At 66.2% G+C, this 12431-nt stretch carries 13 protein-coding genes; 7 read left to right on the top strand and 6 right to left on the bottom strand.

Annotation, left to right across the window (positions count from 1 at the left end; genetic code table 11):
- Positions 1-14: 14 nt before the first annotated feature.
- The 3 genes from KIK09_RS40115 (at position 15) to KIK09_RS60270 (ending at position 1615) form a co-directional block, all read left to right on the top strand.
- Positions 15-266, top strand: coding sequence for a hypothetical protein (locus KIK09_RS40115; RefSeq protein WP_214324731.1), 252 nt, complete (start codon positions 15-17; stop codon positions 264-266).
- A gap of 277 nt (positions 267-543) precedes the next feature.
- Positions 544-756, top strand: coding sequence for a hypothetical protein (locus KIK09_RS40110; RefSeq protein WP_214324730.1), 213 nt, complete (start codon positions 544-546; stop codon positions 754-756).
- Between the two features lie 187 nt (positions 757-943).
- The gene (locus KIK09_RS60270) at positions 944-1615 is read left to right on the top strand and encodes an integrase core domain-containing protein (RefSeq protein ID WP_214324729.1); all 672 of its coding nucleotides are present in this window, start codon (positions 944-946) and stop codon (positions 1613-1615) included.
- 323 nt (positions 1616-1938) lie between these two features.
- Here the strand turns inward: KIK09_RS60270 and KIK09_RS40100 are convergent, their stop codons facing one another.
- Positions 1939-2385 carry a winged helix-turn-helix domain-containing protein gene (locus KIK09_RS40100; RefSeq protein ID WP_214324728.1) on the bottom strand — a complete coding sequence of 149 codons (447 nt, stop codon included), beginning with the start codon at positions 2383-2385 and terminating at the stop codon, positions 1939-1941.
- A 420-nt stretch (positions 2386-2805) separates the two neighbouring features.
- Here KIK09_RS40100 and KIK09_RS40095 point away from each other — a divergent pair, with 420 nt between their 5' ends.
- Both KIK09_RS40095 and KIK09_RS40090 read left to right on the top strand, forming a co-directional pair.
- Complete coding sequence (locus KIK09_RS40095) at positions 2806-4209, top strand: MFS transporter (protein ID WP_308164606.1); 1404 nt, start codon at positions 2806-2808, stop codon at positions 4207-4209.
- Positions 4210-4432: 223 nt separating this feature from the next.
- A complete protein-coding gene (locus tag KIK09_RS40090; RefSeq protein WP_214324726.1) occupies positions 4433-5047 on the top strand; it encodes a DUF6461 domain-containing protein in 615 nt (204 codons plus the stop codon).
- Between the two features lie 283 nt (positions 5048-5330).
- On the opposite strand, the gene KIK09_RS40085 is transcribed toward KIK09_RS40090, so the two are convergent.
- The 5 genes from KIK09_RS40085 to KIK09_RS40065 form a co-directional block, all read right to left on the bottom strand.
- Complete coding sequence (locus KIK09_RS40085) at positions 5331-6068, bottom strand: GNAT family N-acetyltransferase (protein ID WP_214324725.1); 738 nt, start codon at positions 6066-6068, stop codon at positions 5331-5333.
- A gap of 437 nt (positions 6069-6505) precedes the next feature.
- Positions 6506-7327 (bottom strand): YwqG family protein, encoded by an 822-nt coding sequence (locus KIK09_RS40080; RefSeq protein ID WP_214324724.1) that lies wholly within the window; start codon positions 7325-7327, stop codon positions 6506-6508.
- A gap of 849 nt (positions 7328-8176) precedes the next feature.
- Positions 8177-8764 (bottom strand): ArsR/SmtB family transcription factor, encoded by a 588-nt coding sequence (locus KIK09_RS40075; RefSeq protein ID WP_214324723.1) that lies wholly within the window; start codon positions 8762-8764, stop codon positions 8177-8179.
- A gap of 200 nt (positions 8765-8964) precedes the next feature.
- Complete coding sequence (locus KIK09_RS40070; protein WP_214324722.1) at positions 8965-9135, bottom strand: hypothetical protein; 171 nt, start codon at positions 9133-9135, stop codon at positions 8965-8967.
- Between the two features lie 9 nt (positions 9136-9144).
- A complete protein-coding gene (locus tag KIK09_RS40065; protein ID WP_214324721.1) occupies positions 9145-9606 on the bottom strand; it encodes a hypothetical protein in 462 nt (153 codons plus the stop codon).
- 562 nt (positions 9607-10168) lie between these two features.
- On the opposite strand from KIK09_RS40065, the gene KIK09_RS40060 reads away from it, so the two are divergent.
- Complete coding sequence (locus KIK09_RS40060) at positions 10169-10900, top strand: class I SAM-dependent methyltransferase (protein WP_214324720.1); 732 nt, start codon at positions 10169-10171, stop codon at positions 10898-10900.
- A 408-nt stretch (positions 10901-11308) separates the two neighbouring features.
- Positions 11309-12274 (top strand): HAMP domain-containing protein, encoded by a 966-nt coding sequence (locus KIK09_RS40055; protein WP_214324719.1) that lies wholly within the window; start codon positions 11309-11311, stop codon positions 12272-12274.
- The last annotated feature ends 157 nt before the right edge of the window (positions 12275-12431 follow it).

Raw genomic sequence — 12431 nt, 5'->3', positions numbered from 1 at the left:
CCTTGGAGGCATGGATGCCCGTCACGAAGCGTCTGACAGAGAAAATCAAACAGGACTTTCCGGAAGATTCTGCTACTATCTGCTCGATGCTTCATGAAGTCGACAATAAGGTGTTCGACGGTAACGCGAGCGAACGCACCCTGGCAGCGGTTATTATGATCGCACAGGGAAGCGTGGATCGATTTATGGGGCAGTCGATCTCATGGAGCTTGATGGCGCGATCTACTTGTTGCCGCTGGACTAGCTTCCGAAGATTGGCCATCTAAGGTCAATCAATTTCTCGACCTCGACTGATGAGTGCCGAGTCCAGCGTAGGCCGCCCCAGCGGCAAAACCGTCGCGTGTGCTGATCTGCGTTATCCCCCCATTACCAGGTAGCTCGGGCAAAACACATGAATCAGGTCGGGGGGCCGATCCGGCGCTGTATTCGATTGTGCCTGCCGAAAATGTCATCCGGGCAGGTCGCTGGCCTTGCAGGTCTTCTCCTGGCGTGGGCAATCTCCGGTCACCAGGAGAGACAACCTGTGCGGCATGATGATCAGCCGTGCTCCTTCGCCTGGCCTATCTCGCCGTCACGAACACCTTCGCCGCGCTGCGGTTGCTGCCGATGAGCGATCGGGACAAGGACGTCGAGATTCTCGACCTGCGCCACCAAATCACCGTCCTTCAACGGCAGCTCGGCGCCGACGCCCGCGTGAGATCCGCCGCCGAGGACCCGGGCATTTCTCGCCGCGCTCCTGGCACCACTGCCTCGTGAAGTCCTGTGCCAACTGCGGCTCCTCGTCCGCCCAGATACCGTTCCGCGCTGGCATCGCGATCTGGTGAAGCGGCATCATGCCCGTACCTGCCGGCCGAACCGGCGTGGGCGCCCACCCACGTTGCGGTCCATCCGTGTCCTCATCCTGCGTCTTGCTCGCGAGAATCCGTCGTGGGGATATCGACGGGTGCATGGCGAGCTCGCCACGCTCGGTATCAAGGTGGCTCCGTCGACGGTCTGGGAGATCCTCAAGCAGGAAGGGCTTGATCCGGCGCCTGAGCGGGCGTCGACCACGTGGGCCGACTTTCTGCGCTCGCAGGCGACGCTCTTCTGGCCTGCGATTTCATCGAAACCGTCACCCTCGACGGGCAACGCCAGTACATTCTGTCGGTCATCGAGCATTCCACCAGACGCGTCCGCGAGCTGGGTCATCCAGGCGATCAAGAATCTCTTGATGGACTTGTCCGATGCCGGCTGCCGGGCGTGCTGTCTGATCCGAGACCGGGATGCGAAGTTCCCGGCCCTCATGGACGAGATCCTCGCAGAAATCGGCATCCAGACCGTGCTCACCGGTATCCGGATGCCGCGGATGAACTCGGTCATGGAGCGATGGGTGCAGTCGTGCCGCCGCGAGCTGGTGCACCGCTGCCTGATCTGGAACGAACGCCACCTGCGTCATGCCCTGCGCGAGTACGAAGAGTTCTACAACCAGCACCGCGCCCATCAAGGCCTGGCCCAAGCAGCTCCCCTACGCGCCGTCCCGGATCTGATCACAGATCCGAGCCGTATCGCCAACCTGAGCGTACGCCGGCGAGATCGACTCGGAGGGGTTCTCCACGAATACTCACATGCCGCTTGACCTGGATGGATGGAGTTTTCGGCAAGCGCAAAGCCGAATGACCTGCACGGATGACATTATCGGCAGGCACAGAGTTCTTGGCACCCACAGGTTGCGGAAGTGGAGTTGTCCGTGGTCGTGGCTGGCGAGCAGGACCCGGTGCCTGCCGCGGCCGGGGGCGGGCCGGCGGATCTCCTTGTGGACCGAGGCCATCACCAGCATGCCGGCCAGGCCCTCTCGTAGACGATCGCGGCGATCCGCTCCGAGCTCAGGTACTTCCTGTCGGCGAAGATCTTGAGCTGCCCCGAACAGGACGTGATACCGGTTGCCTCTGCGGGAGCTGTTCAGTCCTCCCCTCGGCCGGCGAGCAGGTGACCGGTCTCGGTGCGCCGGTAGACCATGCGCCGACTGACCCGCGTGCCGACGACGAGGTCCGCATCGCGCAGGATGGTCAGGTGGCCGCCAACAGTGCCAAGTGACAGGCCCAGGTGTGCGGCGAGTTCGCTGCTGGTCGCGGGGTGTTCGAGTTCGTGGAGGATGGCCGCGCGGCCGGCACCCATGAGCCGCTCCAGCGAGCGGGCGAGCCGGGTTCGCGCCGCGCCGTCGGCGGATCCACGGGCCGGGTAGACCAGTGCATACGACGTCGGCGGTGCCTCGCACAGCCACGTGCCGCTGCTCAGCACACTGACCGGGACGAACAACATGCCCTCGTCGCCGACGACGCGGTCCGGGAGGGCTTGGTCGCTGAAGCGGATGGCGTCGTTGCCGACCCAGGCGCTGCGGCGGCTCATGTGCTGCAGCGCGCGGCCAGCCGTAGGCTGCCAGCAGCCCCGCCCGGTAGGTGATATCGCGTTCCAGTAGAGCCCGCCGGCGGGGCCAGTCGGAGGCCACGTGGGCCTGCCATGTGTACTTGAGCAGGTCGGCGGTGCGGGCCGCCCAGCCTCGTCCGGTCAGCCAGTCCAGATTGTGCTGCTTCCAGCTGCGTGCCACTGATTCATCCAACTCAGCGCGCACCTCTTCATCGGGCGCCCGGCTGACCTGCGCGAGCTCGTCTTCCAGGGTGGTGCGCATGCCGCCCGGCGGCGGGGTCACGACGTAACTCGGCAGCCACTTGGTCGAACCCAGCAACCTGACCAGGCCCTCGGCGAAGGGGTCCGCCTCGAGAGCGGCACGGAACGTGCCGTGGTGGCGGGCATGCCAGGAGGCCAGCCATGGATCGGTGCAGGGCTTGCCGAGCACCATCATCGACCCCAGTGTCTCGGCGAGCGGGGACAGCGCGAACCGGGACCGTGACAGGGCCAGGGTGCTCAACCGCAACAGCATTATCTTTCGCCTCCTGCCGAAACGATAGTGTCCGCTTCGGTGCTCCTGCACACTCCCGGCCCATGCGCTCGACTCTCATGCAACTGGCCGATTTCCGCTGGTTCCTCTCCGCACAAGTGGTGTCCCTGCTGGGCAGTTCCATGGCACCGGTTGCGCTGGCGTTCGGGGTACTGGACGCATCGGGTAGCACCAGCGACCTCGGTGTCGTCCTGACCGCTCACATGGTGCCGTTGCTGGCCTTCCTCCTGGTGGGCGGGGCGGTGGCCGACCGGCTCCCGCGCCGAACGGTCCTGGTGGCCGCCCACCTGGGTTCAGCCCTCGCTCGGGGCGGCGTTGCCGCTCTCCTGCTCACCGGGAGGTACGCGCTGCTGCCGGTGGCCGCCTTGGCGTTCCTCGGCGGCGTCCTCGCCGCATTCACCACGCCGGCTCTGCGCGGCATCGTGCCCCAGCTTGTCCCCGGGGTTCGGGTACGGCAGGCGAACGCTTTGCTGGCATCGGTGAGAAACTCCACGAAGATTCTCGGACCGAGCCTGTCTGGGATCGTGGTCGCGGTTGCCGGTGGCGGTCCCGCCATCGCCTTCGACGCGCTGACCTACCTCCTGGCTGCGGGCTTCCTCGCTCGATTGTCCCTCGCTGCGGCTCCGACCTCGCCGCGGCCCTCCTCCAGGATGCTGGCTGACATCCGCGACGGCTGGACCGCGTTCCGGCATGTCCGCTGGGTGTGGACGGTGTCCCTGTGCTTCTGCGTGATCAACCTGGTGCAGGTCGGCACCTGGCAGATCCTGGGGCCTGTGCTGACCAGGCAGCTCAGTGGCGAGGAGGCCTGGGGGTTCGTGCTCAGTGCCCGTGGCATCGGCATGCTGGTGATGAGCGCCCTGATGTACCGGCTGGTGGTCAGGCACCTGCTGCGGCTGGGCCAACTGATGAGTGTGCTCGGCGCGCTCCCCCTGCTCGCACTCGGCGCGCGCCTGCCCGCGCCCTGGCTGATCGCCGTCGCCTTGGTCGCCGGATTGGGATCCTCGATCGCCGCCGTTGGCTGGGAAACCTCGCTGCAGGAGCACATCCCCGCGCATATGCTCTCGCGCGTCTCGTCTTACGACGACCTGCTGTCCTACATCGCGATCCCGATCGGCCAGCTGGGCGTGGGATTGCTGGCCGACAGGTTCGGCGGCTTCCAGGTAGCCGCGACTGCCGGCCTCATCTACGCTGTCGCGGCCGTCCTACCGCTGGCCTCCGCCGCCGTGCGCCGACTGCCACACGCCTCAGACGCAGCCACCCGGACCACGGTGTGATGAGGCAGCGGCAACGGCAACCGGGTAAGGCCGCAACGAGGCTGCCGATGGGGGATCGGATCATGTTCGACTGCAGTCTTACCGGAACCGTCTTCTTATCCCGCCCGCCCTGCACCTACCGCTACTGACCCGCATCATCAGGTTGGAAAGGGCTCCTTGATGCGGCGTGGCGGAGCGGCTCCGGTCGTTCCGCCACGCGTCCCCTATCAGCGAAAGAGGCTTCATGAACTCGGGCACGCGACTGTACGACCTGCTCTTCTCCTACGCAGAGCTATACGACGACGAAGAAACCCCGTTTGAGCGATTCGCCGCCCTGTGGTGCGAGGGCCGAGATCCTCGTGCGACCGCCGCCCTGCTCGGCGCCGACCTCACGTCCGCCCGACCATGCACGCTCACCCAGATTGGCGAGGACCTGCACGTCCAGCCCGGTGACGGCGTGATCCTGGCCGGGCCAGCCGGCGGATGGAGCCTGGTCATCCAGGTGGAAGGCCACAACGCCGTGCTCGAAGACAGCCTTATGAGACTCTCTCGGGACGGGCACCGGGCGCTAAGCGTGAGCTGGGACATAGGCGGCAACGAGGAGATCGGCTACGCGGCGGACGGCGAGTTGATGGTGCGCTTGTCCTTCACCTTCCCCGAGTCCCGGACAGGAGCCGACGTCACCGTTCTGGACCCCGTCATGAACGGGCTGAGGTTCCGTCTGGACGAGAACGGTGAATCGATCGAGGAGAGCATCTCTTCGGCGTTCGTGCTGGCGGGCCGATTGACCGGCGAGGAGATCAACGCGGATTGGCTGGACTCCCGGCACGAGCGGTTCGTGATCCCTCGCACGCGTTGACCGGTTCTCGATCGGCGCGAGAGCTCGACTGACCCCCGGCCCTACATAACCGCCAGCAGCCGGTAGCCCGCCGTTGCATGCCATTGCAGATCAGCGACCCGCAGATCATGCTCTGGATGGCTGTGGGTCAGGCAAGTCCAGGTCACGCCCACCAGGTCGGGGTCGGCGAACGTAGAGCCGTTCGGCGACGATCCGCACGCACTCGATCACCTGATGGCCAGACTGCGCTTCCAGATCACTGATTCAGATAACCCGGATGATCGCGTGGAACTGAAGGACAGCATCAGCTCGGCCTTGGCGCTGATCGGACGCCCAGAGACTCGTAAATGAGCTTGGGGACTGGGTAGTCCGCGTCGCCGCGGGGACAGACCATCGCGGAGCGACCGCCGGCGGCTGCAAACGCGCGCAGTACAGCGGTGCCCACCGCGCGGGCCAAGCCCAGACGGCGGTGGTCGGGGTGGGTGCCTACTGGTTCGAACAGCCCTATGCCGTTGGTCTCGTCGTACCAGCCTTGGCAGTAGGCGACGGCCTGGCCCTCCGGAGACACCGCCATCAGGTCGAACTCACCCCGATATGGCCAGGTCTCCCGCATCCGCATGTGGCGTTCGACGGTGATGTCCTCTGAACTCCAGGCCGCTCGGTGCACCGCAACACGTCGGGCAACGTCGACGTCGTTGTACTGGGCACGGATCGTGTAGCCGGGCGGCATCGGTGGAACGTCCGGCACATCCTCAAGGGCACGGGTGAGGCAGGCGAAGAACGGGCCCTCGTGCGCGGGGACGAAACCGCGTCGGACAAGGGCGTCCGCCACATGTTGTTCGGCTTCGGAGATCGTCACCGTCACCGGGCCGCCGGCCACCTGCTCCGCCCAGGCCAGGACATCGTCGGCCAGGTCGGGGCAAGCCGGATCGAGCTGGAGTGACAGGTCGTTCGATTGGTCCAGCCATCCCCACGCGAGGGTGAGGCCGTCCTCAGTCCATACCGCGGTCGGATCCGCGTGAGACTGAGGCACCAGCCCCACGTGAGATCACCGCTGTGTCGCCAGTGCGTAACTGGGACAATCCGGCTTGCGAGGCTCTCGCATAGCTCGCAGCGCGAGCGGGCCGCTACACGTTTGTCGCTTCACGACCCGCATCGTTGCGAACCGAGTTTCGCCGCCGCAACAGATATTAGAAAGGTTCAAAGGCTGAGGTTATGGCGGCTTCGGGTCGGGGTCGAGGTCGGTTTTGGCGATGAAGCCGCTGATCAGCTGAGGTCGGTACTGCATCCTCCTCAACCTCGTCTTGATCAGCCGGGCGAGCTCGGCGAGGGTCTTCTTCGCCAGGTTGACCAGCGATCGCTTCAGGTGCGCCCAGACACCCTCGACCGGATTCAGCTCGGGCGCACAGGCCGGCAGTTGGATGACTCGAGCAGGGAACCCGCCTCGGCGAAGTCGAGGGACACCCGGCGGAGAGTCATTTAGTGCCCTTGGACGTAAGGGAAGATCTGGCTGAAGTCGCGGGCGGCAAGCCGGTCCCGGCGGATGCCGAAGATCAGGATGGCTCCATCTCCGAAGATCATCCCATTGTCCTCGTCGAGCTGGAGCAAGTTGACCCATTGGGAGGCCTCCGCCGCGAAGCCGGGATCCTTCGGGTTCAGCCCAGCCGCGTAAGCGGCCGCGGCTTCGACTGGCCAGTGCAGGGCGTCAGAGTAGCCGCCCACCTGGTGCGCACGGCCGCCCTCCGCTTCGGCGAACTCTGCGAGCATGTCGGCGAACACCTCCCAAGGATCCTCCCCCACGACACGATCCCAGAACTCATCGCCCAGCTTGACCAGGTCGTCGTGGCCACGCGTCGGCCAGCTGGCCACGGTCTCGGCGGCAAGCGGAACCTCGGGGAACACCCGCATCTCCCCGCCGACGGGCACCTCGCGATCGGGCACACGTCTGGCCCCAGCAGGCAGCAGGATCACCTGCGCGAGCGTGCTGTCCCAGGTGGCGAAGAACAACAACGCGCCCTCGACGGGCAGGCCGATGTCCGACTCGTAGGCCGCGAGCTCCGCGCAGTCCAGCTCGGCGAGGAACCGCATCGCGGGACCACCATCGTCGGCGCACGGCCACGACACCCCCTCAGGAAGCCGAGGCAGGCCGCCCAGCCGGCCGACCACGGTCTCGCCCTCCTCGGCGATCGACAACCTGATGGCCGGACGAGCCAGGGCAATGAACGGCTCGGCGAACTCGTCGGGTAACAGCTCCCGGACATACTCGGCGAAATCAAGCGCCCAGTCCTGCATGTCGCCCATCCTGCCCGAATCTGATCTCGACCGGAACAGCGCACGAGCAGCGCGCCCGCAGGCGCACAGCCGGACCAGGTTCAACGCGGCACGCCGGGCGCAGTTCCAGGCGGCGCTCGACCTCGCGGAGTCCTGCTTCGAGTTGCACAAGCCGTTCCGTGCCGTGAACGGGGCGATGGAGTCGCTGTCGCCGGTGACGCTGGGACGACGACTGGTCGGCGCGCATGTGGCTGGACCTATTGGAGTACGGCTCCGAGGACGTGGCAGGCGCTGTGGCCCAGATGGGCGCTTTCACCGACCGGCGACGGGCGCTGAGCGGAATGTGGCCGCCCTGCCTGGTGCTCGCCTTCCGCGACGACCGGGTCTGCCCGCCGAAGCTGGGCCGAGAGGTGGCCGCGGCCATCCCGCGCTGCCGCTATGTCGAGATGCCCGACTGCGGCCAACTGGGGCATCTGGAACAAGACCGGCTCAGCGGGGTTCCTCCACGAATACTCATATGCCGCCTGAGCTGCGTGGATGAGGTTTTCAGCAGGCGCAGTCGCCGTATTCCGTGCAGGAGGGTTGGCGATGAGCCGCCAGGTTCTGCGGCACGTCGCCCCTGAGGTCGTCAATCATTGAGGCGGCACGGATGGCGACCAGTGCTGCGGCGTGCAGGCGTGCAGGCGTGGCGGTCCACGAGCCGAAGTCCCGTCCTCACCAGCGCCCAGCCGAGCCTCTCCTCGACGGCGCTGATTACCGACGCGGGGACGACCAGGCGGGCTGTGCGCTGCCGGTCAGCCTCCTCCCGCAGCTCCCGGCCTCGCACGCGCTCCACGAATAGGTATAAGTCTGGGTGCATCGTGATCTCCTGGGTGGTCGTCACGGTCGGAACGGGAAGCCGTTCGTGTGCACGGCGACGTTCTCGCGCCCCTCGCAGTCGCCAGCTTCATAGGCGGCGTCGCTGTGCGCCTCCCACTTCTTGAGGAGCTCATTCATCTCCCCCTTAAGGCGGCAGAACTCCCCCGGGGTGAGCGACATCAGATATTCGGAGGTGAAAGAGGCGTCGCGCCAGTCGTCCGGCCAGGCGGACTTGGTGTCGAGGTAGCTTTGGTACATCTCGAAGCGCTGCCGAGCGTGCAACCGTGACAGCGCGATGTAGGCGCCTTCGCTCTCCGGGGCGTCCCTGAAGTCCTCGTCCTGAGCGCTGAAGCCGCCGACCGCCATCTGCCACCAGCGTTCGCGCCCGTCTTTGCCGCCCTGCTTGGCCTCCTCGATCAGCCCGTGCGCGGCCAGCTTGCGCAGATGGTAGCTGACCAGCGAGACCGCCTCGTCGACCTGGTCGGCGAGCTGCGAGGCGGTGGCGCGACGGGCCACGCTGAGCGCACGGTAGAGCTGCATCCGCAGCGGATGCCCCAGCGCCTTGAGCGTTTCGAGGTCCCTGACGCGACGCACTTTTCTCCGGGCCATGCATCCAAGGTAGAAGCGAAAGAAGAATTGCGCAATAAATTTGCGCAATTTGTTTTGCGGATCTCGAGTCGAGGGATCAGGTCGGCTGGGTCAGATACCGGGCCAGCTCCGTGAAGAGGACGTCGTCACCCACTACTAGTCATCACACGCCGTCACCGCTTCACGGACTTGGGGCCTGGCTACGCTCCGTCGACCGTCGCTCACAGCGAGACGGTGTTCGCGATCGCCGCGGTGATGGCCTGTTCGATGTCGCGCCTTCGGCCTTGGCGGTCGTGCGGGCCGCGCAGGTCGGCATGGGTGAGGTAGTCGGCGGGACGTTGGCGGCACGTGTTCCTGGCCGGGCTGGGGCATGAGGGGGCCGTCGTGGGCAAGCTGACCCACTATCCACCTGGAGTCACGGTCGCGCCGGGCAGCGACTCCTTCTGAGCTTCCCACGAGCCGACGACGGCGTTGAGCCCGCCGTTGACGGGTTGCGCGACCGCGTCGCCAGAGACGGAGGGCTCCGACATCTGCCCCTCGACCCTGATCAGCATCCTGGTGGGGGTGCAGAACAAGCGGACCTTGCTCTCTCTGGAAATACCCACCGCCGGCTCCACCGGCCCGGAGAACCCCTCTTCCCGCTGCGGGTTCCCCTCGGACTTGGTCATGTCGACGTACATGCTCCAGCCGGAGCCGGACAGCCCGCACCGGCCAGAGGAGTGGATCCACGCGATCATGTCGTAGGAACCGACCGTGATCTGCGCCAGTGCCCGGTCGGCCTCATCGGGCAGTTTCCCGTGGCTGGTCAGGCCCTTCAGCTTGACCAGCGGCCACTGGGCCGGGTTCTTCAGCAGTGGGTTCACAGTTGGCGCCGAGCACGCACCGAGGGCCGGTAACACCAGGAATGCGATCACGGCACGCGCCAGACGATCGATCACTGTGATTCCCCGTTCGTGACGAATCGGTCGATCTTGAGTCTACGCACCTACCCGACGCGCAAGCACTACACGCTCCGCGAGATGCCCCCGGCGACATGGGCTGACCTCAGAAGTCAAGAGCGCCTGGAGCGGCTATGCCCCAGGCAATGACCGTCCCGAAACTCAAGAAGGATGAGGAAGGTTTTGGGACGGATTTCGGGACTGATCGACCTGGGCGAACGCTGTCGCGCGTGTCAATTTCCGAAGTCGCCTGCATGGGGATGTGAGCCGCTTTGGAAGCTTTCCTCGGACGAGATCCGAGTATTGATCATCTTCAGTGGTGCGGCGGCCGTTCCCTCTCTTCGACTCCGGCCGGGCTTGATCGGTCAGGCCGGTCAAGCGCGTGGATGCCCGGTGCGCTCGTCAGGGTGTCGTTCACTTGGTGAGCGGGTGGCGAGGCAGTGGAAATGATGTCGCCGAGCCTTCGGCTGAAGCGTAAGGTGCGGGCGTGCTTCCTGCTGATTTCTACACAGGCATCGTCGCCGAGTTATACGGGCCGCTGAAGTCTGTCGCCCAAGATCCAGAGCCCTATGCGGCGTTTGTCCAAGAGGCTGGTTCCCCGGCTCTGGAGCTGGGGTGTGGGGACGGCGATCCATTGCTCGACCTGCGTCGGCGCGGTCTGGACGTCGAGGGTGTTGATTCCTCGGCGGACATGCTGCAGCGGTGCCGTCGCCGGGCGCGGAAGCAAGGCGTCGATGTCGTCGTCTACCACCAGCGCATGGAGGCGCTTGATCTGCCCCGCCGCTACCGTGCGATCTTTCTTGCCGGGCCGACCTTCAACCTGCTTCCCGACGACTCCATCGCTCTGGCTGCCCTCCACCGCATCCGCAATCATCTCGCCGGGGGCGGCACCGCCCTGGTGCCGTTGTTTGTCCCATCGCCCACACCTGCCGAACAGATCGGCCGAGTGCGCACCGCTACGGCGGACGACGGTGCTGAGTTGCGTGTCTCGGTGTTGTCCGAGGAGCGTAGCGATTCCGCGCGGACGCAGACGACGGTGTTGCGTTACGAGCGGTACCGCGACGGCGAGAGCACCATCGTGGACCGCCCCTGGGTACTGCACTGGTATACCCGCCCAGAATTCGAGAGCCTTGCCGCAGCCGCCGGCCTGATCGCGGTGTCGGTCCTGGAGACGCCAGGCGCCTCCGACCTGCAATTCCATCTGCAAGCCGCCGGTTAAGGCATCGTCTCATTTGATGAGCCGGCGGTGCCAGATGAGGGCTGCGGCGTAGGCGATGAGCGGGCTGTCATCGGTTCTCGGGAAGGCCGGACTCCAACCAGTCAGGTGGCAGCGGATCCGTGACGCACTGATGGCTGCCTCTCAGGTCCATCGTTATCTGGGGTAGTCAAGCGAACTAGCTGCTCGGCTGCGCGAAGGGCGTTCAGTCATGTCAGGCAAGTGGGCTGGTGAAGGCGCTGGTTCCTTCAGACGATGACCGCGCTGCGCCGCTCGATGAGTACGACGTCGCGCCAGAGACCGTGATGGCGGCCGACGCGCTCCCGGGTGCCGATCACTTAAATCCGGTGCGGGCGTGCAGGCACCAAGCCGCAGGAGTGGTTCGACGACAACACCGCGACCATCGGCATGATGGCCTCGGTCGAGAAGACGCTCAAGGTCCGGGTCGCGCTGCGCGGCCAGGAACTGCGCAACACCGAGACCCGCAACGCCATCATCGGCGGAATCGCCATCCTCGCGCTGCTGCTGCTCGTCCTGTTGCTGACGGTCGCGATCGCGCGCTCGATGGTCACGCCGCTGCGCCGCCTGCGCACCGAGGCGCTCGAGGTCGCCGGTTTCCGCCTGCCCGACGTGGTGCGCAAGCTGCGCGTCTCCGGCGACGCCGCCCCCGACATCCACCCGATCGACGTCGAGGGCAACGACGAGATCGGCGAGGTCGCCAAGGCCTTCGACCAGGTGCACCGCCAGGCCGTACGGCTGGCGGGCGAGGAGGCCGACCTCCGCAGCAACATCAGCTCCATGTTCGTCAACCTGTCGCGGCGCACCCAGACCCTGGTGGAGCGGCAGCTGGCCAAGGCATCCCCGCCCCTCGACACTCCACTCGGGTCCGTGCCAACAGCGAGCGCGCCGTGCTGGCCGAGCTGGAGGGCGAGGCCAACGCCGACCGCCTGGCGTCCTGTTTCACGGCCCGAACCCTTCGGGCGGGGCCCGCGCTGTAGGGCGCTTACCGGCTTGCTTGCTGCCGTTGTTGTCGATGCGTCGGATGCTGACGCGCCGCAATTGGCGCTCCATGGTCCAGTGCCAGGCGTTGTCGTTGACGACCCAGGCTCCGCAGTCTTCGCACTCGTAGCCCGCGGGCCGCTCGGCGGCGTGGTCGTCGATGGCCGCCGCGCCCTGCGACGGCGACCGTCGCCGCCCGTCCGCCCCGGTTCGCCACTGACTGGCCGCAGGTGCTCACACGCTGGCGTCCGGCCTCTCAGTCGCGGGACTACGTACGCGCGCAGGTACGCGCCTACGCGCGCGAGCGCGCTCTGGCGCGCAGCCTCAACCCTGCGACCAGCCGGACTCCATCGTGATCATCCTTGTGGCGGCTGGTGACACGCTCGTTAACGCTCACCCCAGCCCTCCGGCTTACTTGGCGGGGCGAATCCATCCGCACCATAGCGGCCGGAGTCAAAGTCTCCATCGGCGTCGTCCACAAGACCCTCGCCGACACCCAGCACGCCGCCGCGGCCGCCGAGAACGACCCCCGCTG

The organism is Nonomuraea sediminis (assembly GCF_018531495.1).
Classification (GTDB): Bacteria; Actinomycetota; Actinomycetes; order Streptosporangiales; family Streptosporangiaceae; genus Nonomuraea; species Nonomuraea sediminis.
The sequence above is the reverse complement of the archived record's forward strand: the minus strand, read 5'-3'. Positions and strand labels throughout refer to the sequence as shown.

Bases quoted from the DNA above. Each gene is read 5' to 3' on its own strand.
- KIK09_RS40075 (WP_214324723.1), bottom strand. From the start codon at position 8,764: ATGGCCCGGAGAAAAGTGCGTCGCGTCAGGGACCTCGAAACGCTCAAG.
- KIK09_RS40100 (WP_214324728.1), bottom strand. From the start codon at position 2,385: ATGAGCCGCCGCAGCGCCTGGGTCGGCAACGACGCCATCCGCTTCAGC.
- KIK09_RS40080 (WP_214324724.1), bottom strand. From the start codon at position 7,327: ATGGGCGACATGCAGGACTGGGCGCTTGATTTCGCCGAGTATGTCCGG.
- KIK09_RS40090 (WP_214324726.1), top strand. From the start codon at position 4,433: ATGAACTCGGGCACGCGACTGTACGACCTGCTCTTCTCCTACGCAGAG.
- KIK09_RS40115 (WP_214324731.1), top strand. From the start codon at position 15: ATGCCCGTCACGAAGCGTCTGACAGAGAAAATCAAACAGGACTTTCCG.
- KIK09_RS40055 (WP_214324719.1), top strand. From the start codon at position 11,309: ATGGCCTCGGTCGAGAAGACGCTCAAGGTCCGGGTCGCGCTGCGCGGC.
- KIK09_RS40095 (WP_308164606.1), top strand. From the start codon at position 2,806: ATGGATCGGTGCAGGGCTTGCCGAGCACCATCATCGACCCCAGTGTCT.